This window comes from Streptomyces sp. NPDC027672 (genome assembly GCF_055566335.1).
Genome location: NZ_JBVHSO010000001.1, coordinates 332,073 through 357,009, shown reverse-complemented (window position 1 = coordinate 357,009; position 24,937 = coordinate 332,073). Strand labels below are relative to the sequence as shown.

Annotated in this window: 18 protein-coding genes and 1 pseudogene; 14 read left to right on the top strand and 5 right to left on the bottom strand. The window is 73.8% G+C overall.

Features of this window, described 5'->3' with window-relative positions:
• Nucleotides 1–110: 110 nt before the first annotated feature.
• The 5 genes from ACZ4SV_RS01575 to nudC all read left to right on the top strand — a co-directional run bounded on the left by ACZ4SV_RS01575 (nt 111) and on the right by nudC (nt 10,762).
• Entirely contained in the window at nt 111–497 is a 387-nt protein-coding gene (locus ACZ4SV_RS01575) for an MGMT family protein (RefSeq protein ID WP_365875226.1), read from the top strand.
• A 257-nt stretch (nt 498–754) separates the two neighbouring features.
• The gene (locus ACZ4SV_RS01570) at nt 755–4,327 is read left to right on the top strand and encodes an ATP-dependent helicase (protein ID WP_468000605.1); all 3,573 of its coding nucleotides are present in this window, start codon (nt 755–757) and stop codon (nt 4,325–4,327) included.
• Nucleotides 4,328–4,562: 235 nt separating this feature from the next.
• Nucleotides 4,563–8,219 (top strand): ATP-dependent helicase, encoded by a 3,657-nt coding sequence (locus ACZ4SV_RS01565; RefSeq protein ID WP_468000603.1) that lies wholly within the window; start codon nt 4,563–4,565, stop codon nt 8,217–8,219.
• Between the two features lie 53 nt (nt 8,220–8,272).
• Entirely contained in the window at nt 8,273–9,676 is a 1,404-nt protein-coding gene (locus ACZ4SV_RS01560) for a dipeptidase (RefSeq protein ID WP_468000601.1), read from the top strand.
• Nucleotides 9,677–9,817: 141 nt separating this feature from the next.
• Nucleotides 9,818–10,762: an NAD(+) diphosphatase gene (gene nudC / locus ACZ4SV_RS01555; protein WP_365875232.1), complete on the top strand. Its 945-nt coding sequence runs from the start codon at nt 9,818–9,820 to the stop codon at nt 10,760–10,762.
• A 67-nt stretch (nt 10,763–10,829) separates the two neighbouring features.
• On the opposite strand, the gene ACZ4SV_RS01550 is transcribed toward nudC, so the two are convergent.
• On the bottom strand, nt 10,830–11,072 hold the full coding sequence (locus ACZ4SV_RS01550) for a mycoredoxin (protein ID WP_397940269.1): 243 nt from the start codon (nt 11,070–11,072) through the stop codon (nt 10,830–10,832).
• Nucleotides 11,073–11,310: 238 nt separating this feature from the next.
• On the opposite strand from ACZ4SV_RS01550, the gene ACZ4SV_RS01545 reads away from it, so the two are divergent.
• The 4 genes from ACZ4SV_RS01545 (at nt 11,311) to ACZ4SV_RS01530 (ending at nt 14,863) form a co-directional block, all read left to right on the top strand.
• The gene (locus ACZ4SV_RS01545) at nt 11,311–13,506 is read left to right on the top strand and encodes an ATP-dependent DNA helicase UvrD2 (RefSeq protein WP_468000598.1); all 2,196 of its coding nucleotides are present in this window, start codon (nt 11,311–11,313) and stop codon (nt 13,504–13,506) included.
• A 166-nt stretch (nt 13,507–13,672) separates the two neighbouring features.
• The gene (locus ACZ4SV_RS01540) at nt 13,673–13,993 is read left to right on the top strand and encodes a hypothetical protein (RefSeq protein ID WP_468000596.1); all 321 of its coding nucleotides are present in this window, start codon (nt 13,673–13,675) and stop codon (nt 13,991–13,993) included.
• A 172-nt stretch (nt 13,994–14,165) separates the two neighbouring features.
• On the top strand, nt 14,166–14,543 hold the full coding sequence (locus ACZ4SV_RS01535) for a WhiB family transcriptional regulator (RefSeq protein ID WP_365875297.1): 378 nt from the start codon (nt 14,166–14,168) through the stop codon (nt 14,541–14,543).
• Nucleotides 14,540–14,863 carry a hypothetical protein gene (locus ACZ4SV_RS01530; RefSeq protein ID WP_468000594.1) on the top strand — a complete coding sequence of 108 codons (324 nt, stop codon included), beginning with the start codon at nt 14,540–14,542 and terminating at the stop codon, nt 14,861–14,863. The genes ACZ4SV_RS01535 and ACZ4SV_RS01530 overlap by 4 nt, the downstream gene beginning before the upstream one ends.
• A gap of 118 nt (nt 14,864–14,981) precedes the next feature.
• On the opposite strand, the pseudogene ACZ4SV_RS01525 reads toward ACZ4SV_RS01530, so the two are convergent.
• Nucleotides 14,982–16,116: pseudogene (locus ACZ4SV_RS01525) on the bottom strand (AarF/UbiB family protein).
• Complete coding sequence (locus ACZ4SV_RS01520) at nt 16,109–17,323, bottom strand: TOMM precursor leader peptide-binding protein (RefSeq protein WP_468000592.1); 1,215 nt, start codon at nt 17,321–17,323, stop codon at nt 16,109–16,111. The pseudogene ACZ4SV_RS01525 and the gene ACZ4SV_RS01520 overlap by 8 nt, the downstream one beginning before the upstream one ends.
• Nucleotides 17,324–17,545: 222 nt before the next feature.
• Between ACZ4SV_RS01520 and ACZ4SV_RS01515 the strand changes: the two genes are divergently transcribed.
• The 4 genes from ACZ4SV_RS01515 to ACZ4SV_RS01500 all read left to right on the top strand — a co-directional run bounded on the left by ACZ4SV_RS01515 (nt 17,546) and on the right by ACZ4SV_RS01500 (nt 21,508).
• Entirely contained in the window at nt 17,546–18,214 is a 669-nt protein-coding gene (locus ACZ4SV_RS01515; RefSeq protein ID WP_468000590.1) for a M48 metallopeptidase family protein, read from the top strand.
• A gap of 134 nt (nt 18,215–18,348) precedes the next feature.
• On the top strand, nt 18,349–20,034 hold the full coding sequence (locus tag ACZ4SV_RS01510; RefSeq protein WP_468000588.1) for a TerD family protein: 1,686 nt from the start codon (nt 18,349–18,351) through the stop codon (nt 20,032–20,034).
• Between the two features lie 20 nt (nt 20,035–20,054).
• Nucleotides 20,055–20,735, top strand: coding sequence for an AIM24 family protein (locus tag ACZ4SV_RS01505; RefSeq protein ID WP_365875341.1), 681 nt, complete (start codon nt 20,055–20,057; stop codon nt 20,733–20,735).
• A gap of 17 nt (nt 20,736–20,752) precedes the next feature.
• The gene (locus ACZ4SV_RS01500; RefSeq protein WP_468000586.1) at nt 20,753–21,508 is read left to right on the top strand and encodes an AIM24 family protein; all 756 of its coding nucleotides are present in this window, start codon (nt 20,753–20,755) and stop codon (nt 21,506–21,508) included.
• 75 nt (nt 21,509–21,583) lie between these two features.
• On the opposite strand, the gene ACZ4SV_RS01495 is transcribed toward ACZ4SV_RS01500, so the two are convergent.
• Together ACZ4SV_RS01495 and ACZ4SV_RS01490 are read right to left on the bottom strand one after the other, a co-directional pair.
• Nucleotides 21,584–22,105: an NUDIX hydrolase gene (locus tag ACZ4SV_RS01495; RefSeq protein ID WP_468000584.1), complete on the bottom strand. Its 522-nt coding sequence runs from the start codon at nt 22,103–22,105 to the stop codon at nt 21,584–21,586.
• A complete protein-coding gene (locus ACZ4SV_RS01490) occupies nt 22,102–23,595 on the bottom strand; it encodes a zinc-dependent metalloprotease (RefSeq protein WP_468000582.1) in 1,494 nt (497 codons plus the stop codon). The genes ACZ4SV_RS01495 and ACZ4SV_RS01490 overlap by 4 nt, the downstream gene beginning before the upstream one ends.
• 192 nt (nt 23,596–23,787) lie before the next feature.
• On the opposite strand from ACZ4SV_RS01490, the gene ACZ4SV_RS01485 reads away from it, so the two are divergent.
• Entirely contained in the window at nt 23,788–24,915 is a 1,128-nt protein-coding gene (locus ACZ4SV_RS01485) for an SDR family oxidoreductase (RefSeq protein WP_468000580.1), read from the top strand.
• Nucleotides 24,916–24,937: the final 22 nt, after the last annotated feature.

The following is a 24,937-nucleotide window of genomic DNA, read 5'->3' as shown; positions in this document are numbered from 1 at the left end:
GGGTGCGGATGCGCGGGCGGACAGTCTGCCCCACGCGCCGCCCGGGGGCGAGAGGACCGTTCTCCGAGGACCCGGCCGGAATGTCGGTGCGGTGCGGCAGGATGGGGTGGATGAGCGAGCAGAGCCCTCTTGAAGACGTCCGCGAGGGGTACGCGGACGCGCTGCCGGAGTACGCCGAGCGGGTCCTCGAGGTCGCCGAGCTGATCCCGCCGGGCCGGGTCATGACCTACGGCGATGTCGCCGAGTGGCTGGAGGAGGGCGGCCCGCGCCAGGTCGGCCGGGTGATGGCCCTCTACGGCAGCGCCGTCCCGTGGTGGCGTGTCGTGCGCGCGGACGGCGCGCTGCTGCCCGGACACGAGCTGAGCGCGCTCGCCCACTACCGCGCGGAGGGCACCCCGCTGAAGCAGGCCGCCAGGAGCGCGCAGGGCCATCTGCCGCGGCTCGACATGCGACGGGCCCGCTGGGACGGCGGCGCGGACGCGGAGGGTCACATCTGACAGCTTCCGCCATCGGATGCCGCCGGGGCGGGCCTGTGGTCCGTCCGGGTGACATCGGGGACGGTCGCGGCATGCCGTACGTTCGTGAGGGGTGGGACACGCGTTTCCCGAGCGCCCCGGGTGAAGGGAAGGAAGCAATGCTTCCGCCCGGAGCGGGGGCGTAGCGTCGGCGGCGCGTGTTCCTCTCATCCCGCGGCCACCGCCTCGCACGCGTGACCGCCCGCCCGCCAGCACGACCACCAGGACCGGCCGATCACGTGAGCCTCTCTCCGTCCACCAGGCGCCCGCCGCACCCCCCGGTGCGGCAGGGGAGCCGTGGCGCTTACCGACTGGTCCGTACCCCGCCGCCCGTCACGGACCCCCCTCGACTGGACGCGGCGCAGCGCGCCGTGGTCGACCACCGGAGCGGACCGCTGCTCGTCCTCGCCGGTCCCGGCACCGGCAAGACCACCACCCTCGTCGAGTCCGTGGCCGCGCGGATCGCCCGCGGCGGCGACCCCGCCCGGATCCTCGTGCTCACCTTCAGCCGCAAGGCCGCCGTCGACCTGCGCGACCGCATGGCGCTGCGCATGGGCGCCGCCTGCGCGCCCAGGGCGACCACGTTCCACTCGTACAGCTACGCCCTGGTCCGCGCCCACCAGGACGGTGCCCGGTTCACCGAGCCGCTGCGCCTGCTCTCCGGACCGGAGCAGGACGTCACCGTCCGCGGGCTGCTGGCCGGCCAGCCCGAGCTGGAACGGCTCGGACTGACCCATGTGCGCTGGCCGGACGAGCTGCGCGCCTGCCTGACCACGCGCGGCTTCGCCGACGAGGTCCGCGCCGTCCTCGCCCGCACCCGCGAGCTGGGCCTCGGCCCGGACGCCCTGGACGCCTTCGCGCGCCGCATCGGCCGCCCCGACTGGCGGGCCGCCGCCGCGTTCCTCGCCGAATACCTCGACGTCCTCGACCTCCAGGGCGTGATCGACTACGCGGAACTGGTCCACCGCGCGGTGCTGCTCGCCCGCCGCCCCGACACCGCCGCACGGCTCGCGGCCCAGTACGACGCCGTGTACGTCGACGAGTACCAGGACACCGACCCCGCCCAGGTCAGGCTGGTGCGCGCGCTGGCCGGGCAGGGCCGCACCCTCGTGGCCTTCGGCGACCCGGACCAGTCGATCTACGCCTTCCGGGGCGCCGACGTGAACGGCATCCTCGACTTCCCGGCCGCCTTCCCGCGCGCGGACGGCCGCCCCGCGCCCGTCGAGGTGCTGCGCACCTCCCGCCGCTCCGGTGCCGGTCTGCTGGCCGCGACCCGTCTGATCACCCAGCGCATGCCGCTGACCCGGCTGCCCGCCGACAAGGTCCGCGCCCTCCGCGAGCCGGCGCCCGTACGGGACGGCGGCCGGGCCGAGGTCTACACGTATCCGACAGCCGGCGCGGAACTGGACAACATCGCGGACATCCTGCGCCGCGCGCACCTGGAGGACGGCGTCGCCTGGGGCGACATGGCCGTGCTGGTGCGCGCCGGCTCCCGCACCCTGCCGACCCTGCGCCGGGCCCTCACCGCGTCCGGCGTCCCCGTGGACATCGACGGCGACGAGCTGCCGCTGCGGCACGAACCGGCGGTGGCACCGCTGCTCGCGGCCCTGCGAGCGGTCGCCACGGCCGAGGCGCGGGTCCGCGAGGAGGACCCGGCGGCACACGTGGGTCCGGCTGCCGGACCCACGGATGACTCGGCGGAAACCCAGGGCGGACCGGAAACCGATGACTCCGTAGGGGCCGATGACGCTACGAAAGCTGACGACTCGGCTGAGACCGGTGACGCCGCGAGAACCAATGACTCGGCGGAGACCGGTGACGCCCCGGTAGCCGAAGGAGCCCCGGAAGCCGAAGGAGTCGCCGCCGAGGGAAGTGCCGACGCCGATACGCGAGCCGACGCGTCGCCGGAACCGGTTCCGGAAGCGGCCCCGGACGGCGGCTGGCTCGACACCGAGACCGCCCTCACGCTGCTCACCTCCCCGCTCGCCGGCATGGACGCCGCCGACCTGCGGCGCCTCGGGCGTGCCCTGCGCGAGGAGGAGCGCGCCGCCGGCAACCCGCTGCCGCCCCCGTCGGACGAGCTGCTCGCGCGGGCGCTCGCCGAGCCCGAGCGGCTGGCCGTACACGATCCGGCGTACGCGCGGGGCGCGCAGCGCCTCGGCGCGCTGCTGCGCACCGCCCGTGAGCGCCTCGCGGGCGGCGGCACGGCCGAGGAGGCGTTGTGGGACCTGTGGGACGGCACCCCGTGGCCCGCTCGGCTGGCACGGGCCGCCCGGCGCGGCGGCGCGGCCGGCCGCAACGCCGACCGGGACCTGGACGCCGTGTGCGCGCTGTTCGCCACCGCCGCGCGCGCGGAGGAGCGCACCGGAGGCCGCGGCGCCCTGAACTTCCTGGAGGAGATCGAGGCCGAGGACATCGCCGCCGACACGCTCACGCGCCGCGCGGTGCGCCCCGACGCCGTCCGCGTGATGACCGCGCACCGCTCCAAGGGCCTGGAGTGGCGGCTCGTCGTCGTCGCGGGTGTGCAGGAGGGGCTCTGGCCCGACCTGCGGCGCCGCGGCTCCCTGCTGGAGGCCGACCGCATCGGCCGCGACGGCCTCGCCGAGCCGCTGACCCCGGGCGCGCTGCTCGCCGAGGAGCGCCGGCTGTTCTACGTCGCCGCCACGCGCGCGCGTGACCGGCTCGTCGTCACCGCCGTGAAGGCACCAGCCGACGACGGCGACCAGCCGTCCCGGTTCCTGACCGAGCTGGGCGTCGAACCGAAGGACGTCACCGGGCGCCCCCGCCGCCCGCTCGCCGTCGCCGCGCTCGTCGCCGAGCTGCGCGCCACCACCGTCGACCCGCGGGTGTCGGCCGCCCTGCGCGAGGCCGCCGCCCGGCGGCTCGCCCGGCTGGCCGCGCTCGCCGACGAGGACGGCCGCCCCCTGGTGCCGTCCGCGCACCCCTACCGCTGGTGGGGCATGTTCGAGCCGACCGAGAGCAAGGTGCCGCTGCGCCACCGCGACCAGCCCGTCGTGCTCTCCGGTAGCGCCCTCGACCAGCTCGCCAACACCTGCGCGCTCCAGTGGTTCCTGGGCCGCGAGGTGAAGGCCGACGCCCCCGCCACCACCGCGCAGGGCTTCGGCAACGTCGTGCACGTCCTCGCCGACGAGGTCGCCTCCGGCCGTACGCCCGCCGACCTCGACGTCCTCATGGAGCGCCTGGACTCCGTGTGGAACGCGCTCGCCTTCGACGCGCCCTGGAAGTCGCGGCAGGAGAAGGACAACGCGCGCGTGGCGCTCGAACGGTTCCTGAACTGGCATGTGCTGGACCGCGCCGGCCGCACCCCGGTGGCCAGCGAGCAGGACTTCGACGTCACCCTCGAAGCGGGCGACTACCAGGTCCGCGTCCGCGGCCAGATGGACCGCGTGGAGACGGACGCGGCGGGCCGGGCCTACGTGGTCGACTTCAAGACCGGCAAACAGGCGCCCACCGCGCGCGAGGTGGACCGGCACCCCCAGCTCGCCGTGTACCAGCTCGCCGTCCGGGAGGGCGCCGTCGACACCGCCCTCGACGGCACGCACCCCGAGCCGGGCGGCGCCGAACTCGTGCACCTCAGACAGGGTGCCGCCAAGCGTGACGGCGGCGACAGCCTGCCCAAGGTGCAGACGCAGGAGCCGCTGGCGGGGGAGTGGGTCGGCGAGCTGCTGGCCACCGCCGCCGGCAAGGTCCTCGACGAGCGGTTCACACCCAGCAGCGGCCAGCACTGCACGCACTGCGCGTTCCGCGCCTCGTGCAGCGCCCGGCCGGAGGGCCGCCACGTGGTGGAGTGAGGACGGGCCCGGCGGACGACAGGGGAGACCGCACGCCGCCGCACGCCCCGACCCGCGTGGCGCACGGCCCACGGGCGTGACCTACGGCACGACGGGCGATCGCGGCTGTGGCGTACGGCACGAGAGGCGCTGGCCGCCGTGACGCACGGCACCCCACGCCCTGACCTGCGGTTCCTCCGTCCCGGGCGGCTGGTTCGTCCGCGACTGTCAGTGCCCCCCGCTAGCCTCTTTCGACATGTCCGCCCGTATCACCGACCCCGAGCAGCTCAAGCAGCTCCTCGGCATCCCGTTCACCCCGGAGCAGACGGCCTGCATCACCGCGCCGCCCGCCCCGCAGGTGATCGTGGCCGGCGCCGGGTCGGGCAAGACCACCGTGATGGCGGCCCGCGTGGTCTGGCTGGTCGGCACCGGGCAGGTCGCCCCCGAACAGGTCCTCGGCCTGACCTTCACCAACAAGGCCGCCGGCGAGCTGGCCGAGCGGGTGCGCAAGGCGCTGATCGCGGCCGGTGTCACCGACGCCGAGGCCATCGACCCCGACAACCCGCCGGGCGAGCCGGTCATCTCGACGTATCACGCCTTCGCCGGCCGCCTGCTCACCGACCACGGTCTGCGCCTCGGTCTGGAACCCAGCTCCCGGCTGCTCGCCGACGCCACCCGCTACCAGCTCGCCGCACGCGTGCTGCGCGAGGCCCCGGGCCCGTACCCGGCGCTGACCCGCTCCTTCGCCGACCTGGTCAGCGACCTGCTCGCCCTCGACGCCGAACTCGCCGAACACCTCGTCGACCCCGAGGAACTGCGCGCCTGGGACACCGGCCTGCTGGAGACCCTGGAAGGCGCCAAGCTCACCAACGCCGACCTGCGCAAGGTCCCGGAGGCGGCCGCCGCCCGCCGGGAACTCGCCGGCCTCGTCCAGCGCTACCGGGCCGAGAAGCGCCGGCGGGACCTGCTCGACTTCGGCGACCAGATCGCCCTGTCGGCCCGCCTCGCCCGCATCCCCGAGGTGGGCCGCCTGCTGCGAGAGGAGTTCCGCGTGGTGCTCCTGGACGAGTACCAGGACACCTCCGTGGCCCAGCGCGTCCTGCTCGCGGGCCTGTTCGGCGACGGCACCGGCCACCCCGTGACCGCCGTCGGCGACCCCTGCCAGGCCATCTACGGCTGGCGCGGCGCCTCCGTCGCCAACCTGGACGACTTCCCCGACCACTTCCGCCACGCCGACGGCCGGCCCGCCGCCCGGCAGGCGCTCAGCGAGAACCGCCGCAGCGGCGGCCGCCTGCTCGACCTCGCCAACGGCCTCGCCGCGCCCCTGCGCGCCCTGCACGCGGGCGTGGAGGCCCTCCGCCCGGCTCCCGGCGCCGAGTACGACGGCACCGTGCGCTGCGCGCTGCTGCCCACCCACGCCGAGGAGACCGACTGGATCGCCGACTCCCTCGCCCACCTGGTGCGCACCGGCACACCACCCGGCGAGATCGCCGTCCTGTGCCGGACCGCAGCCGACTTCGCCGAGATCCAGGGTGCCCTCGTCGCCCGCGACGTCCCGGTCGAGGTGGTCGGCCTCTCCGGGCTGCTGCACCTGCCCGAGATCGCCGACCTCGTCGCCGTGTGCGAGGTCTTGCAGGACCCGGGTGCCAACGCCTCCCTGGTGCGTCTGCTGACCGGACCGCGCTGGCGCATCGGCCCCCGCGACCTCGCCCTGCTCGGCCGCCGGGCCCGCCTGCTGGTCGCCCACGCGCGCGTGGACGCCGGCGACGACCCCGACCGCCGGCTCGCGGCGGCCGTCGAGGGCGTCGACCCGTCGGAGGTGATATCGCTCGCGGACGCCCTGGACACGTTCCTGGAGACGCCGGCGCAGGACTCCGCGGGCACTGCCGACGACGGGCTGCCGTTCTCCCCGGACGCGCGCGTGCGCTTCGCCCGGCTCGCCGCCGAACTGCGCGACCTGCGCCGTTCGCTGGCCGACCCGCTGATGGACGTCCTGCACCGCGTCCTCGCCGTCACCGGCCTCGAAGTGGAGCTGTCGGCGTCCCCGCACGCGCTGGCCGCCCGCCGCCGCGAGACCCTGTCCAACTTCCTGGACGTCGCCGCCTCCTTCGCCGCGAGCGACGGCGAGGCCGGCCTGCTGGCCTTCCTCGCCTTCCTGCGCACCGCCGCCCAGTACGAGAAGGGGCTCGACAACGCCCTGCCCGGCGGCGAGAACACCGTCAAGGTGCTCACCGCGCACAAGTCCAAGGGCCTGGAGTGGGACGTCGTGGCCGTCCCCGGACTCGTGACCGGCACCTTCCCCAGCGCCCAGGGCCGCGAGAAGTGGACCGCGCAGGCCAAGGTGGTGCCGCACGCCCTGCGCGGCGACACCGACACCCTGCCCGACGTCACCGACTGGGACGCGCGCGGCATGAAGGCCTTCCACGAGGCCATGAAGGACCACCAGCACACCGAGGAGCTGCGCCTCGGCTACGTCACCTTCACCCGCCCCCGCTCCCTCCTGCTCGGCTCCGGGCACTGGTGGGGACCCAGCCAGAAACGCAGACGCGGCCCCTCCGACTTCCTTCAGGCCCTGTACGACCACTGCGCCGCCGGGTACGGCGAGATCGAGGTGTGGGCCGACGAACCCGCCGAGGACGCGGAGAACCCGGCCCTGCACGCGGCCACCGCCGACCAGGTGTGGCCGCTCCCCCTGGACGCCGACGCGCTGGCCCGCCGCCGCGCCGCCGCCGCCACCGTCCTCGCCCACCTGGACGCGCTCGCCGCCCGCCCCGAGGGCGCCGGCCCGGTCCTGCACGACCTCGCCGGCGACGACCACCCGGACTGGCCCACCCCGCCGGACGACGACGCACCGTGGGACGACGAACCGTACGGCGCCGAACCGCATGACGATCCGTACGGCGATCCGTACGGGGACCCCCACGACGACCCGTACGGCGAGGAGCCGTACGAGGACGGCCCCTACGAGACCTACGCGGACCATCCCCACGCCGAGGAGCCCCCGCCCCCCGACGAGGCGCCCGTCGGCGAGGCACCCGCCGACGCGCCCCCCGGCCACGCAGCCGCTCCCGCCCCGCACGGCACCGCCTCGTACGGCACCGCCGGCGGGGAATCCCGGAGCACCGGGCGCCCCACGGTCCCGCACCAGGCGCCCGCCCCGCGGGACGGCCACCGGCCCGCCCGGCGGCGATCCGCCGACGCGCTCACCCCCGAGGAGGCCCGGGTCGTCGCCTCCTGGGACCGTGACCTGGACGCGCTCGCCGGCGAGCTGCTGCGTGCCCGGCGGACCGTCACCGACGTACCCCTGCCCGCCACGCTCACCGCCTCCCAGCTGCTCCGGCTCGCCGAGGACCCGGACGGGCTCGCGCAGGAACTCGCGCGCCCCATGCCGCGCCCCCCGCAGCCGGCCGCGCGCCGGGGCACCCGTTTCCACGCCTGGGTGGAGTCCCGCTTCGAGGAACTGACCCTGCCCCTGCTGGAACCGGACGAGCTGCCCGGCACCGACGCCGAGATCGCCGACGAACACGACCTGGAGGCCCTGAAGGAGGCGTTCGAACGCACCGAGTACGCCCGGCGCACCCCGTACCGGGTCGAGGCCCCCTTCCAGTTCACCCTCGCCGGCCGTGTCGTCCGGGGCCGCATCGACGCCGTCTACCGGAACGGCGACGGGGACGAGGCGACGTACGAGATCGTCGACTGGAAGACCGGCCGCACCGGCACCGCCGACCCGCTCCAGCTCGCCGTGTACCGGCTGGCCTGGGCCGAGCAGCAGGGCATACCGCCCGAGTCGGTCACGGCCGCCTTCCTGTACGTGCGCACCGGCGAGGTCGTGCGCCCCGCCGGCCTGCCGGACCGGGCCGCGCTGGAGCGGCTGCTCACCGGTGAGACGGAGAGCACACACCAGGCGACCTGAGTGTGACCAATCGCCCGCCGAGGATGTCGGTGCGGGCGGATAGGCTCGTGAGCATGAGCCAGACCCCGGACAGCGCCGTCCGCGCGTACATCGAGCAGCACCGCGCCGCCTTCCTCGACGACCTCGCCGCATGGCTGCGCATCCCCTCCGTGTCGGCCCAGCCCGACCACGCGCCCGACGTACGGCGCAGCGCGGACTGGCTCGCCGCGACCCTGAAGGAAACCGGCTTCCCGACCGCCGAGGTCTGGCAGACGCCGGGAGCGCCCGCCGTCTTCGCCGAGTGGCCCTCGGACGACCCCCAGGCGCCCACCGTCCTGGTCTACGGCCATCACGACGTGCAGCCCGCCGCCCGCGAGGACGGCTGGGACAGCGACCCCTTCGAGCCGGTCGTCCGCGGCGACCGTCTCTACGCGCGCGGGGCCGCCGACGACAAGGGCCAGGTGTTCTTCCACACACTCGGCGTCCGCGCCCACCTCGCCGCGACCGGCCGCAGCGCGCCGGCCGTCCACCTCAAGCTGCTGATCGAGGGCGAGGAGGAGTCCGGCTCCCCGCACTTCCGCGCCCTGGTGGAGGAGCAGGCCGGGCGGCTCGCCGCCGACGCCGTGATCGTCTCCGACACCGGCATGTGGGCCGAGGACACCCCGACCGTGTGCACCGGCATGCGGGGCCTCGCCGAGTGCGAGATCCGGCTGTACGGCCCGGACCAGGACATCCACTCCGGCTCCTTCGGCGGCGCCGTCCCGAACCCGGCCACCGCCGCCGCTCGCCTGGTCGCGGCCCTGCACGACGAGCACGCGCGCGTGGCGATACCCGGCTTCTACGACGGCATCGTCGAGCTGACCGACCGCGAGCGCGCGCTCTTCGCCGAGCTGCCCTTCGACGAGGCGAGCTGGCTGCGCACGGCCAAGTCGTACGCCGCGCACGGCGAGGCCGGCTACACCACCCTGGAGCGCGTCTGGGCCCGCCCGACCGCCGAGGTCAACGGCATCGGCGGTGGCTACCAGGGCCCCGGCAACAAGACGATCGTCCCGTCCACGGCCATGGTGAAGCTGTCCTTCCGGCTGGTCGCCGGCCAGGACCTCGGCCACATCGAGAACGCCGTGCGCGCGTGGGCCGCCGAGCAGGTGCCCGCCGGCATCCGCTGCGAGACCCGCTTCGGCGCGGCCACCCGCCCGTGTCTGACCCCGCTCGACCACCCCGCGCTGCAGTCCGTGGTCCGCGCCATGGGCCGCGCCTTCCAGAGCCCGGTCCGGTTCACCCGCGAGGGCGGCTCCGGACCCGCCGCCGACCTCCAGGAGGTCCTCGGCGCCCCGGTGCTCTTCCTCGGCATCTCCGTCCCGTCCGACGGCTGGCACGCCCCCAACGAGAAGGTCGAGCTTGACCTCCTCTTCAAGGGCGTCGAGACCAGCGCCTACCTGTGGGGTGACCTGGCCCGGAACTGGCGTACCGCACCCTGACCCGGCCGCCGCCGGGAGACACCGCGCGCGGGGCACACTGGAGACCGCCGCCCCGCCCGCGCCGACCCGGTGCCCTCCCGCCCTATGTCCCGCCGAACCGCCCGCCGAAGAAATGCTGAACTGGGGGAGTTGGAAGCACACGTGACCACCTGCACCGACCACACAGCCGACCGACCCATCTCGCTGACCGCCCCGAGCGGCATCGACCGCGCCGCCCACCACCGGCTGGACGAGGCCTGGCTGGCGGCGGCGTGGAGCCACCCCACGACCCGCTGTTTCGTGGTCTCCGGCGGCCAGGTGCTCATCGACGAGACGCCGGACGGCCGGACCGAACTCGTGATGACGCCGTCCTTCGAGGCGCCCCTCACCGAGGCGCACCGCTACTTCCTCGGCATCGACGAGGACGGCGTGAGCTACTTCGCGCTCCAGAAGGACTCGCTGCCCGGCCGTATCGACCAGTCCGCGCGTCCGGCGGGGCTGCGGGAGGCCGGCCTGCTGCTGTCGCCGCGCGACGCCGGGCTGATGGTGCACGCGGTGGGCCTGGAGAACTGGCAGCGCACCCACCGCTTCTGCTCCCGCTGCGGCGAGCGCACGGTCATCGCGGCGGCCGGTCACATCCGGCGCTGCCAGGCCTGCGGCGCCGAGCACTACCCGCGCACCGACCCGGCCGTGATCATGGCGGTCACGGACGAGGAGGACCGCATCCTGCTCGGCCGGCAGGTGCACTGGCCCGAGGGCCGTTTCTCTACGCTGGCCGGATTCGTGGAGCCCGGGGAGTCCATCGAGCAGGCCGTGCGCCGTGAGGTGTGCGAGGAGGTCGGCGTCACGGTCGGGCCGGTCGAGTACATCGCCAGCCAGCCGTGGCCCTTCCCGTCCAGCCTGATGCTGGGCTTCATGGCCCGGGCCACGTCCACCGAGATCGACGTCGACGGCGACGAGATCCACGAGGCCCGCTGGTTCTCCCGCGAGGAACTGCACGCGGCCTTCGAGTCCGGCGAGGTGCTGCCGCCCTACGGCATCTCCATCGCGGCCCGGCTGATCGAGATGTGGTACGGCAAGCCCCTGCCGACCCGCGGCTTCGTCTGACACGACAGGGCGGCCCCGGTCCTGCCGGGGCCGCCCTGTCGTCGGTCACCGCGGTGACCGGGGCGCGTCAGGCGGCCAGCTTCTGCTTCACCTGGGCCAGCGACGGGTTCGTCAGCGTGGAGCCGTCCGGGAAGAGCACGGTCGGGACGGTCTGGTTGCCGTCGTTCGCCTTCTCCACGAAGGCGGCGGACTCGGGGTCCTGCTCGATGTTGATCTCGCTGTACGCGATGCCCTCCCGGTCGAGCTGGCTCTTCAGCCGCCGGCAGTAGCCACACCACGTCGTGCTGTACATCGTCACAGTGCCCTGCATGTCTCTCGCTCTCCTCGGACAGTTCGGTGGAAAGGTCGTCGAGCAGGAGAACACGAGCGGCCGGGCGGTCATTCCCGGGTGGGGTATCCGCACCGCCCGCCCTCCGCCGCGCGACCCGCCGCGTCGGTGTGATGCCTGCCGCATCAGTACGACAACGGGCCTGCCGTTTATAGGACTGCGAGGTCCCGCCTGTGGACAACCGGCCCGTCCGTCCCGGCCGACCTGGCAGCATGGCGGTGTGACAGCAGCAACGCATTCCACCCTTTTCCCTCGGGTACCGGAGTCGGCCGACGCGGTGCTCGAAGGGCTCGACCCCGAGCAGCGCGAGGTCGCCACCGCCCTGCACGGTCCGGTGTGCGTGCTGGCCGGAGCGGGCACCGGCAAGACCCGGGCGATCACCCACCGCATCGCCTACGGGGTGCGGGCCGGCATCCTCCAGCCGTCCAGCGTGCTCGCCGTCACCTTCACCAACCGCGCCGCCGGCGAGATGCGCGGCCGGCTCCGCCAGCTCGGCGCCCAGGGCGTCCAGGCCCGCACCTTCCACTCCGCCGCCCTGCGCCAGCTCCAGTACTTCTGGCCGAAAGCGGTCGGTGGCGTCATGCCCCGGCTCGTCGACCGCAAGGTCCAGCTCGTCGCCGAGGCAGCCGTCGGTCTCGGCACCCGCCTCGACCGCAACGAGCTGCGGGACGTGACCGCCGAGATCGAATGGTGCAAGGTCACCCAGACCGTCCCCGCCGACTATCCGTACGCGGCCGCGAAGGCCGGCCGCGAGACACCTCGCGACCCGGCCGAGATCGCCCATCTCTACGCGGCCTACGAGGACCTCAAGCGCGACCGGGCGGTGATCGACTTCGAGGACGTCCTGCTGCTCACCGTCGCCGTCCTCCAGGACCGGCACGACATCGCCGAGCAGGTCCGTTCGCAGTACCAGCACTTCGTCGTGGACGAGTACCAGGACGTCAGCCCGCTCCAGCAGCGGCTGCTCGACCTGTGGCTCGGCGACCGCGAGGACCTGTGCGTCGTCGGTGACGCCAGCCAGACCATCTATTCGTTCACGGGAGCAACCCCGGACCACCTGCTCGACTTCCGCGTCCGGCACCCCGGCGCCACCGTCGTCAAGCTGGTCCGCGACTACCGCTCCACGCCCCAGGTGGTCCGCCTCGCCAACGGCCTGCTCGCCCAGGCCCGGGGCCGGGCCGCCGGATACCGGCTGGAACTCGTCTCCCAGCGTCCCCCGGGACCCGAGCCCGTCTACGTCGAGTACACCGACGAACCCGCCGAGGCCGAAGGCGCCGCCCGGCGCATCCGCGAGCTGATCGACGCCGGTGTCCCGGCCGCCGAGATCGCCGTGCTGTTCCGTACGAACTCCCAGTCCGAGACCTACGAGCAGGCACTCGCCGACGCCGGTGTGCCGTACCAGTTGCGCGGTGCCGAGCGCTTCTTCGACCGGCCCGAGATCCGCAAGGCCGGCCTCGCCCTGCGCGGCGCGGCCCGCTTCGGCGGCAACGACTCCCTGCTGGACGACGTCGTGGACCTGCCCTCCCAGGTGCGCGCCGTCCTCTCCGGGGAAGGCTGGACCAGCGCGCCCCCGGCCGGGTCCGGCGCCGTGAGAGAACGCTGGGAATCCCTGGCCGCCCTGGTCAGCCTCGCCCACGACCTCGCCGCCGCCCGCCCCGGAGCCACCCTCGCCGACTTCGTGGCCGAACTGGACGAGCGGGCCAACGCCCAGCACGCCCCGACCGTGCAGGGCGTCACCCTCGCCTCCCTGCACGCCGCCAAGGGCCTGGAGTGGGACGTCGTCTTCCTGGTCGGTGTCGCCGAGGGCATGCTCCCCATCTCCTACGCGCGCACCGACGAGCAGATCGAGGAGGAGCGCCGGCTGCTCTACGTCGGCGTCACCCGCGCCCGGGAACGCCTCCATGTCTCCTGGGCCCTGTCCCGGTCACCGGGCGGCCGCCCGGGCCGCAGACCGAGCCGCTTCCTGGACGGTCTGCGCCCCGGCACCACGCCCACCGTCGGACCCACCGGCTCCGGCGCGGGCGCGGGCGTCGAACGCGGTTCCCGGCCGAACGCCGTCGCCGCACCCCGCCGCACCCAGCGCACCCCCGCCCGCTGCCGCGTCTGCGGACGCACGCTCACCGACGCGGGCGAGATGAAGCTGATGCGCTGCGAGGACTGCCCCTCGGACATGGACGAAGGGCTCTACGAACGGCTCCGGGAGTGGCGCGCGGTGCAGGCCGAGCGCAGCGGCCAGCCGGACTTCTGCGTCTTCACGGACCGGACGCTGATGGCGATCGCGGAAGCCTGCCCGGACACCTCCGCTGAACTCGCCCGCATCCCTGGTGTCCTCAGCCGCAAGCTGCGCAGCTACGGCGCCGATGTTCTGGCCATTTGCGCAGGTCGGGAGCCTGATGCAGGCGAGGAGAGCGAGTGAGGGCAACTCGTCGAAAAAATAGTTTGCGCATGCCCCGGCAATCCCCATAGGTTCTAAGCACGGAAGCAGCGGCCTTCTCCAAGGCCCCGGCTCCGTGTTGTACTTGCATATCCGAACGGACCGGATTCACCCCGGTCCCTTGAGACGCCGAGAGGAGGCGAGTCCTGTGATCAGCATCAACATCAGCTCCATCAGCACGGCCAAACTGACCGATCGCTCGACCGTCTCCACGTGCATTCTCGGCGCCTCGAACCAGGGCACCGGTCTGTCCGGTGTCCGTGCCGTGCGTCCGGCGTCCTCCCGTGCTTTCGCGAGCCTTCCCGTTCGTGAGCGCGATGAGCGACCGACCAAGGCACTGGAAGCGGTAGTGGCACAGGCGCATGCCTATGCCTTCGCGGCGGCCGGTGCCGGATTCCGGAAGCAGACGACGCAGCACCACCTGATGTGGGCCTTCCGTGGGCCAGAACCCTGGAGTGATCCAGCCTGATCTCCGATCAGGCCGGCGCCTTCAGGGCCGCGGAACCCCATCCGGGATCCGCGGCCCTTCTGTTTGTCCCGAACGGGACGACGGAGTGAAGGGGCCTCGGGACAAGAAAAGAACCCGGTACCCAGCCGACACCCGGTCAACCGGCCGGAACGACCAGACGAGGAAGACCATCGTGCAACTCGAAGCACACGCCCCGTCCGTACCGCCTTCGCAAACGATCCCCCCGCCCGGCCTCACGGAGGACTCCACCTTGACCGCCCTCGCCCCCCTCACCGCGCTCACCGCGCTCGACGACGCCATCGAGAACCTCGGCGTACCCGTCCCCTGCCGCTCCTACGACCCGGAGGTCTTCTTCGCCGAGTCGCCCGCGGACGTGGAGTACGCCAAGTCCCTCTGCCGCACCTGCCCGCTGGTCGAGGCATGCCTCGCCGGCGCCAAGGAGCGGCGTGAGCCGTGGGGTGTCTGGGGTGGCGAGCTGTTCGTCCAGGGTGTCGTCGTCGCCCGGAAGCGGCCGCGTGGCCGCCCGCGCAAGAACCCGGTCACAGCATGAACACCGCAGGAACGATCGACCGCCCTCTCACGCACGACCCCAAGAAGCAGGCCCCGATGACGCCGTCCACCACTGAGCCCGCCGGCTCCGCGACCCCAGACTTCACCACCACCGGCGCCACCGAAGCGCGCCAGAACAGGAACCACGAGATGCAACTCATGCAAGAAGCCCTGGCTCGTGCGCATATGCACGACCGGCTTCAGGACGCCGTGCGCGAGCGCCGGGCCATGCGCCTGGCGGTCGCCCAGCGGATGCAGCGCCGGGCCGAGCGGGCCTCGCTGCGCGCCCGCCGCGCGCTCGCCATGGCCGTGATGCAGTAACGCTCACACCCGAGCGGCGGTGGCCTTCCGGAAACCCGGGAGGCGAAGCTCTCCGCGGGGGCCGGTCCGGCCGAACGGACCGGCCCCCGCCGTGCGTTGCGGGCGCCGTGCGGCCGGATCAGGCCCCTGCCGGTTCTTCCTCGGTGTCGTCCGGCGCGTCCGGTGCGAAGCCCGGCAGCCATTCCTCCAGTTCGTCCCGCAGCCGCACCGTGGCGCCTAGCTGGCACAGGACTCCGATGGTGCTCAGGGTCACCCGGTGTATCAGCAGATAGGCCGGCGGCAGGTTGAGCCGCTTGCCGAGCTGGTAGGCGGGCGAGCGCGGGTCGGCGATGCGGGCGGCCTGGCCGCGCATCCAGGAGCGGCTGAAAGTGAACGCCTCCACCCGGGCCGGCTCGATGATCGGCAGCAGATAGTCCAGGACGGCGTCCGGCTCCAGGTCGATGCTCTCCTTCACGAACCCCTCCGCACAGAGCAGTTCGTAGACCCGCTCCGCGTCGCCGTCCAGGGTCATCCGCAGGGAGACGCCGATCGGGTCCGGCAGTCCGCCGGGGAGCCGGTCGACCGTGCCGAAGTCCAGGACGCCCAGGCGCCAGTCGTCCTCGCCCGCCGGGCCGCCGGGCAGCAGACGGAAGTTGCCCGGGTGCGGATCGGCGTGCAGCAGGCCGGTGCGGGCCGGCCCGGAGAAGAGGAAGCGGGCCAGGAGCTGGCCCGCCCGGTCGCGCTGTCCGGGGGTGCCGTCCGCGATGATCTCCGACAGCGGGATGCCGTCGATCCACTCGGTCACGAGGACCTGCTCGCACTGGTGGACCACCGCCGGGACGACCACGTCGGGGTCGTCCGCGAACTCCGTCGCGTGCGCGGCCTGGGCCTGGGCCTCCAGGCCGTAGTCCAGTTCCTCGGAGACGCGGTCCCTCAGCTCCGCGATCAGCGGCTTGATGTCCATGCCCGGGATGAGCGGGCCGAGCAGCCGGGCGAACCGGCTCAGCTGGCCGAGGTCGGAGAGGAGGGCCTCGCCGGCGCGCGGATTCGAAGACGGACAGGGCCTGCCCGAACTTCATCGCACCGCCCTTCAGCTCGCCGAGCACCTTGAACAGCTGATCCGCCGTGCGCTGTTGCAGTTCGCGGCCGACGATCTCCGCGGACTCGCCCACGATCCGCTTGCCCAGCCCCCACGTCGCCCGTCCGGCGAAGCCGAGCGGGAGCGCGGCCAGCTTGGCGGTCCGGGTGACCGCCTTCCGGGGAAGATCAGACATGCGCCCTCCAAGTCGCAGTCGGCCGTGCCGCGCCTGCTTCGCGTTGTCGCTTGGTCGTCGGCCGTCGCACCGCCATTGTCGCGCGTGGCCGCCCCATGGTCGGGGAATGTTCCCGGCTGCCTTTCCCGGCCGCCCCGCAGCCGCACGCCGGATGCGGCCGGACCGGGTGGGCACGCCAGGTCAGACCGGGCAGGGACACCTCACGGCGGATGCCCGCGCCGCCCGCCGGACCGCCGTCCACGAAGGCCAGCGCCTGTGCGGCCGCCATCCCGGCCACCGTCGTGGCCAGGGCCAGATCGCAGGCCGCGACCCGGCGGGCCCGGCCGGACCGCCACTGGGTGACCAGCCGGGGCCAGGCCGGATCACGGTCGGTGCGCTCCTGGTCCAGGCATCCGGCACAGCCCGTCTCGCCGGGCAGGACCAGTGGACCGACGACGCCCGTGCCCTCCACCACCCCGGCGTACAGGTGCGGGGTGCCGGAGGCCATGAGCGACTCGGCGGCGGCCGGGTCCGGGGCGTGCACGGCGACCTCGTCCCGGGGCGCGAGGACCACCAGGGACAGTCCGGGGCCGCCGGCGCCGGAGCCCGGGGAGTGGGGGTGGCGCGGCGGCCGGTCCGGCGCGGCTCGGCGGACCGCCGCCCGCGCCGCCGCCTCCCGGCGGTCGCCGACCGACTCCGCGGTCAGCCCGCCCGGCGCCACGTCCCACGGCTCCACCCGGCCCGTGTCGTCCACCTCCACCTCGCCGATCCCGGCGCCCGCCAGCACCGAGGCCAGCAGGGCGCCGACCCGGCCCGCTCCGCGCACCCGCACCCGCAGCGCGCGCCGCGCCGCCAGCCGCGCCGGTGCGCCGCCCGGCTCGGATGCGACGAGGGACAGCGAGGCGAGGTCGGGGCGCAGCCGCTGGAGCACCTCGGTCCTCGCCCGCAGCGCGTCCGCGGCGGGGCCGCCGCCGCGGGCGTCGTCGACGAGACCGGCCCGGGCCAGCCGCCGCACCAGCGCGTCCACACGTCCGCCCGGCAGACCCGCGCGGCGGCCCTCCTCGCGCAGCAGCGGCAGTCCGCGGGTGCCGTCGAGCAGCGCCAGGAAGCCGTCCGTGGCCTGGTCCACCGGTCCCAGCGTCACCGCGTGCGCCGGGGTCATCCCGAACTGCACCGTGCTCTGATCGCGCCAACCGCGCCGCAGCGCGGACTTCACCACCGGATGCATGAGCGGCCCCCGTAGTCGCACCTAGTTCTTACCAGCGGGACATCCCGGGCGGAACGTCCTTTCGTCGGTGAAGCCGGGCGGGTTCCTCCGACGCCTGTCAGCATGCCCGGTCCGGGCGTCCGGCGCCGAAAGTTATCCACAGGCCGTGGGATTCGTCGGAGGAATCTGCGGCATCGTCCCGGAGCCGGGACTTTGCCCGCGCGCACCGGGTAACGTCGGGGCGTGCCCGCCGATCCTCTGCACCGCGCCGGTGAACCGCAGCGCAGCATGACCCGCCAGCCGCCCGGCGGTCCGGCGGCGAGCGCGATCGAGGTCCGCAGGAGCTCCCGGCGCCGCCGTACCGTCTCCGCGTACCGCGAGGGCGATCGCACCGTCGTCCTGATCCCCGCCCGCATGTCCAAGGCGGAGGAGCAGCGCTGGGTGACCGTCATGCTGGACAAGCTCGCCGCCCAGGAGAGCAAGCGCGTCCTGGGCGACACCGCGCTGGCCGAGCGTGCCGAGCGGCTGTCGGCGCAGTACTTCGACGGCCGGGCCCGGCCGGCTTCCGTGCGCTGGGTCACCAACCAGAACACCCGCTGGGGTTCGTGCACCCCGGCCGAGGGCAGCATCCGGCTCTCGCACCGCCTCCAGGGGATGCCGGAGTACGTCGTGGACTACGTGCTCTGCCACGAGCTGGCGCACCTGCTGGTCCCCGGGCACGGGCCCGGCTTCTGGCGGCTGCTGGAGGCGTATCCGAGGACCGAGCGGGCCCGCGGCTACCTCGAAGGAGTGGCCGCCGCCGCACGGCTGCCGCACGTTCCGGACGGGAGAGACGAACGCGACGTACAGGATGAAAACGGCGAGACTGGTGAACGCGGCGAACCGGGCGAACCCGGCGAGCTGGACGGCTGACCGCTCCCGTCCACGGCCGGATGGTGCTTGTGTACCGGCTCTGTACCGACCGCGACCCTTCGAAGCCGCTGCCGGACATTGCCGTTAGCCTGGCGCGACGCACTCACATTCGGGATGGGGGACGGTCGTCGCGCATGGCCAGGGAATTCCAACGCGGCCACAAGGCCAGGATCAGTGACCTCACGCTGGGCACGGATCTGTACGTAGGCGTGCAGATCTCGGCCCCGGGGCTGACCTTCGACATCAGCTGCTTCGGTCTGGACGCCGACGAGCGTCTGTCGGACGACCGGTACTTCATCTTCTTCAACCAGCCGAAATCCCCCGAGGAGTCCGTCCAACTGCTCGGTGCGCAGGCGGGTGACACGGAGTCGTTCCGGGTCACGCTCGACCGGATTCCCGCCGGGATCCGCAAGCTGTCCTTCACGGCGACCATCGACGGCGACGGCCAGATGTCGCGGATCGGCCCCGGATACCTGCGCATCGTGGCGGGCGGCGAGGAGGTCGCGCGGTACTCCTTCGACGGCTCGGAGTTCTCCACCGAGCGGGCCGTGATGCTCGGTGACTTCTACTTCAAGGACGGGTGGCGGTTCGCCGCCGTCGGCCAGGGCTTCGACGGCGGCCTGGAGGCGCTGCTGAAGAACTTCGGCGGCGAGGTGCTGGAGGAGGAGGCGCCCGCCGTCCCGCAGCAGCCGCATCCCCAGCCGTCTGCCGGCGCGGTCCCCGGCTTCGCCCCGCCCGCCCAGACCACCCCGGCACCCGCGTTCGCCGCCCCGGCCGCCCCGGAATCCGCCGCGCCGCCCGCCCCCGCCCCCGCCCCCGCCCCCGCCCCCGCTCCCGCCCCGCAGGGCTTCGCCCCGCCCCCGGCCCCGGCCCCCGCCCCGAACGTGCACGGCGCCCCGACGGTCGTCGCCCCGCTGGCCCCGCCCGCCGCCGGCACCGTCCCGCCGCCGGCCGCACCCGCGGCACCGGCCCCCGCACCGTACGGCGGGCAGCAGCCGTCGTACGGCGGCGGGCCCGGCGCGCCGATGCCTCCGGGACACGGCCCGCAGCAGGCGCCCTACGGCGCCCAGCCCGCCCCGCCCCTGCCGCCGGGCTACGGACAGGTGCCCGGTCAGCAGCCCGCCGTCTACGGAGTGCCGCAGGGCGCGCCCCAGGGCGGCGCCGGGGTGACGGCCGCGCTCCAGGCGTTCAAGGAGACACCGACCGGCCAGCGCTGGACGCAGCAGAACAAGAAGCTCATCCGCGTCGACCTCGGCGTCGGCGGCCAGCCGGTGCTGGCCCGGCAGGGCAGCATGGTGCTCTACCAGGGCAAGGTCGACTTCGGCTACAAGGGCGCCGGGTTCATGGGCCGGGTCGTGGGCAACGCCACCGGCCAGGAGATGCAGCTCATGCGCTGTACCGGCCAGGGCCAGGTCTTCCTCGCCGACGACGCCACCCACCTGCACCCCGTCGAACTCCAGGGCGACGCGATCTGCGTCTCCGCGGAGAACGTCCTCGCCTTCGACGAGAGCCTCGGCTACGAGGTCCGCCGGATCGAGGGCCACGGCATCCCGGGCGGCGCGCTGTTCACCATGCAGTTCCAGGGCACCGGCACGATCGTCGTCAAGACGCATGGCACGCCCGTGGTGCTGCCAGTCACACCGACCACCTTCGCCGACTGCAACGCCGTCGTCGCCTGGTCGGCCGCCTCCCAGGTGATCGTCTCCAGCCAGGTCCGGATGCGCCGCAACGCCTACCCGGGCGACACCGGAGAGAGCGTCAACCTCCAGTTCCGGGGCGCACCCGGCAACTTCATCGTCGTCCAGCCGTACGAGGTCTGAGGGAGCCCGACATGAACGTCGTGAACCAGGCGATCGCGGGCTTCGCGCCCGCGGCCGTCACCGCCCGCATGGAGAACCACGGCAGCCACATGCTGAAGGTCGCCCTGCAGACCGGGAACGACCTCCTCGCGCGCGTGGGCTCGATGGTCGCCTACGAGGGCTTCATCCAGTACGAGCCCAACCCGCCGGCCGTCCGCCAGATCGCCCGCGACTGGGTCACCGGCGAGGGCGCCCCGCTGATGAAGTGCTCCGGTGACGGCCTGCTCTACCTCGCCGACTACGGCGCCGACGTCGTCGTGATCAACCTCGACGGCGAGGGCATCTCCGTCAACGCCACCAACCTCCTCGCCTTCGACGCCCACCTCAGCTGGGGCGTGGAGCGGGTCAAGGGACTCGCCAAGTTCGCCGGCCAGGGCCTGTGGAACACGAAGATCTCCGGGCAGGGCTGGGTCGCGCTGACGTCCCGGGGCAAGCCGATCGTCGTGGACTGCGGGGGTGGCGAGGACGAGACGTACGTCGACCCGGACGCGCTCGTCGCCTGGTCGCCGAACCTGAAGGTGAAGGGCAAGCGCAGCTTCAAGGCCCAGTCGCTGATCGGCCGGGGCAGCGGCGAGGCCTACCAGATGGCCTTCTCCGGACAGGGCATCGTCGTCGTCCAGCCCAGTGAGGACAGCACCGACCGCCTCCGGGCCCGGGGCTGAGGGGGAGCCAGAACACCATGCAGAGCCCGCTTTTCGCGCACAACGACCTCCAGAGCCAGGAGCGCTGGAGCCTGCAGAACGCGCAGATGCTCCGGATCACCCTGGAGGGCCACGACGACGTCCTCGCCCGCAAGGGGACCATGGTCGCCTACCAGGGCCTGGTCGAGTTCGACGCCGAGTACCGCGGCACCGGCCAGGCACGCGCGCGTGCCTTCACCGGCGAGGGCCTGGACCTGATGCGCTGCCACGGCCAGGGCACCGTCTACCTCGCCAATCTCGCCCAGCACGTGCACATCATGGACGTCGAGCAGGACGGACTGACCGTCGACAGCTCCTACGTCCTCGCCATGGACTCCTCGCTGCACCACGAGGTCATCGCCGTCGACAGCCTCTACGGCATCTCCGGTTCCGGGAAGTACCAGCTCAACATCACCGGGCGCGGCAGGGTCGCCCTGATGACCTCGGGCGCCCCGCTGCTGATGCGGGTCACGCCCGACCGGTACGTCAACTGCGACGCCGACGCGATCGTGGCCTGGTCCACCGGGCTGCGCGTGCAGATGCAGGCCCAGACCCACTCCTCCGGAGTGTGGCGCCGGCGCGGCAGCACCGGTGAGGGCTGGGAGCTGAGCTTCATGGGGTCCGGGTTCGCGCTCGTCCAGCCCAGCGAGCTGCTGCCGCCGCAGAACGCGGTGATCGGGCAGGGCATCGCCGCCCAGTTCGGCATGGGCCAGCAGGGAGCGCGCGGCCAGAACCAGGGCAACGTCTGGAGCTGAGCCCGCGCAGGACGCACGTAAGGGGCGGCCGCCCAGGTGGCCGCCCCTTACCCGTCCGGGCCAGCGTCGTGCCGTTCACAGCCGCGCGCGCGTGGCCTCCACCAGCCGTACGACGGACTCGTCGGCCACGCCGGCCACCTCCTCGTAGGCGAACCAGCGCAGGTCGAGGGATTCGTCGCTGATCTCGTGCACCGCGCCGGGCGGGGCCAGGACCGCGTACTGCACGTCGAAGTGCCAGGTGCAGGGCGCCGGGATCGGATGCCGGTCCAGCCGCACCGGGCCGCCGGGCAGCGGTGCCAGCCCGGCGACACCGGACTCCTCCGTCGCCTCGCGCAGGGCCGCCGCCTGGAGCGTGGGATCACCCGGCTCGCAGTGGCCGCCCATCTGGAGCCACATCCGCAGCTTCCGGTGCAGGGTGAGCAGCACCCGGCCGCCCGCGGGGTCGACGACGAGGGCACTGGCCGTGAGATGGCCCGCGCCGCACGCCTTCCACAGGCCGTCCGGATGCGCCGCGAGGTGGTCCAGGTACTCCTGGCGCAGCCCGCTCTGGTCCTCGTACCCCTTCAGCACGAGGACCGCGTCGTCGTACAGGCTCACTCGGCGTCGTCGCCCTTGCCCTCGTCGCCCTTGCCCTCGCGGTCCTCGGACTCGCCGGCCCCGGTGTCCTTCGCGTCGGCGGCCCCGGTGTCCTTCTTGTGCAGGTCCGGCTTGCCGGCGGCCTCGCCGAGCATCTTGTCCAGCTCCGAGAAGTCGAGCTGCTCGCGGTGCACGAAGCCGTCCGGGTCGTCCAGGTCGGTCGCGGTGGGCAGCATGTCCGGGTGGGCCCACAGACCGTCCCGGCCGTCCACCCCGCGCGCGTCCGTGAGCGAGGCCCACAGCCGGGAGGCGTCGCGCAGCCGGCGCGGGCGCAGCTCCAGACCGATCAGCGTGGCGAACGTCTGCTCCGCCGGGCCACCGGTCGCGCGGCGGCGGCGCAGCGTCTCGCGCAGCGCGTCGGCGGAGCCCAGGCGCGGCTTCGCGGCGGCGTGCACCACCGCGTCCACCCAGCCCTCCACGAGCGCCAGGGCGGTCTCCAGCCGGGCCAGGGCCGCCTTCTGCTGGGGCGTGTCCTCGGGCTGGAACATGCCCTGCTGGAGCGCGTCCTGCAACTGCTCGGGGTTCTGCGGGTCGAACTGGCCGACCACGTCCTCCAGCTTGGCCGTGTCGACCTTGATGCCGCGCGCGTAGCCGTCGACCGCGCCGAACAGGTGCGAGCGCAGCCACGGCACGTGCGCGAACAGCCGCTGGTGGGCGGCCTCGCGCAGGGCCAGGTAGAGCCGCACCTCCTCCTGCGGCACGCTCAGGTCCTTGCCGAACGCCGCCACGTTCGCCGGGAGCAGGGCGGCCTTGCCGGCCGGGCCCAGCGGCAGGCCGACGTCGGTCGAGCCGACGACCTCGCCCGCGAGCACGCCCACGGCCTGCCCGATCTGCGTGCCGAACATGGCGCCGCCCATCGAGCGCATCATGCCGATCAGCGGGCCCGCCATGGCCTGCATCTCCTCCGGCAGGACGTCGCCCATGGCCGCGCCGACCCGCTCGGCGACCGGGTCGACCAGCTCCTGCCAGGCGGGCAGGGTCGCCTCCACCCACTCCGCGCGCGACCAGGCCACCGCCGAGGCGGAACCCGACGGCAGCGATGTCGCGTCGTCCAGCCACAGGTCGGCGAGGCGGACGGCCTCCTCCACCGCCCGGCGCTCGGCCGGACCGACGCTGGCGTCCTTGGTGCCGTCCGCGGTGCCCTGGGCGACCGTCTGGCGGGCGATCTGCTTGGCCATGTCCCAGTTCACCGGGCCGCCCTCGTACGAGAGCATCTGGCCGAGCTGCTGGAAGGCGGCGCCCAGGTCCGTGGGGTTCAGGGAGCCGAACATGGCGGCGAGCGGGTTGTCGGCGCCGGGGCCGCCAAAGCCGCCGGCTCCGGGCAGGTCGCCGAAACCGAACGGATTGGCCGGTCCCTGCCCACCACCGCTCTGCTGGTCCTTCTTCTTGCCCTCGTCGCCGTCCTCCGGCTCCTCCGGCGGAAGGCCGAAACCGAATGGGGTGTCACTCACGGGAATCCTCGGCTGGTAAGGCCACCGGTCTCACTCCGGCGGCGCGGCTGCCCGACAACACCACCCAGCGTAGACACCCGGACCCGATAGGGCCTCGGTGCTTCGCCTGCGGAAGGCCTGCGGCAGGATGGACGCACCTGGTACGTACGCGTCATATGCGCGCGTACTGAAGACAACCGCTGGAGACGCCCGGTGAGTTCCCCAGATCCACAGGTTCGCGCAGCGCGAAACCCCGCAACCTCTCCCGCCGCGCGCAAAGCCGCCGTGCGCGGGCCCGTCGTCGCGGTGACCGGCGCCGCCGGCGGGGTCGGCGCCCTGCTCACCGAGCGGCTCGCTGCCTGCGAGGAGATCAGACAGGTCGTCGCCATCGACGAGCGGCGCGGCGAGTGCGCCGAGGCACTGTGGCACATCCTGGACGTCCGCGACCCGGCGATCGCGGACAAGCTGCGCGGCGCCGACGTCGTCGTCCACCTCGCGCTCGACCTCGATCTGGAGACCGATCCGGCGGCGCGCACGGCGTACAACGTCCGGGGGACCCAGACCGTGCTGACCGCCGCCGCGGCGGCCGGCGTGCACCGGGTGGTGCTGTGCACCTCCGCCATGGTCTACGGCGCGCTGCCGGACAACGAGCTGCCCCTGTCGGAGGACGCCGAGCTGCGCGCCACCGCCGAGGCGACCGGCGTCGGCGACCTGCTGGAGATCGAACGGCTGGCCCGGCGCGCCCCGCGCGCGCATCCCGGGCTGAACGTCACCGTGGTACGGCCCGCCGTCCTGGTCGGCGGCACCGACACCGCCCTGACCCGGTATTTCGAGTCCCCCCGGCTGCTGGTCGTCGCCGGGTCGCGGCCCGCCTGGCAGTTCTGCCACGTCGAGGACCTGTGCAGCGCCCTGGAGTACGCCGTGCTGGAGAAGGCGGACGGGGAGCTGGCCGTCGGCTGTGACGGGTGGCTGGAGCAGGAGGAGGTCGAGGAGCTGAGCGGGATCCGCCGGATGGAGCTGCCGTCGGCGGTCGCCCTCGGCGCGGCGGCCCGGCTGCACCGGATCGGGCTCACCCCGTCCCCGGCCGGCGACCTGGCGTACACGATGTACCCCTGGGTGGTCAGTGGCAGCCGGCTGCACGAGGCCGGGTGGCGGCCGAAGTGGACCAACGAGGAGGTCCTGGCGCAGTTGCTGGAGGAGGTCTCCGGGCGGCGCACGGTGGCCGGGCGGCGGCTGGGCCGCAAGGACGCCACGGCGGCCGGCGCGGCCGGCGCGACGGTGGCCCTGCTGGGCGCGGCGGCCGTCGTGCGGCGGGCCCGCAAGGCCCGGCGGCGGGTGTGAGGCGCCGGCGGGCCGCGACGCG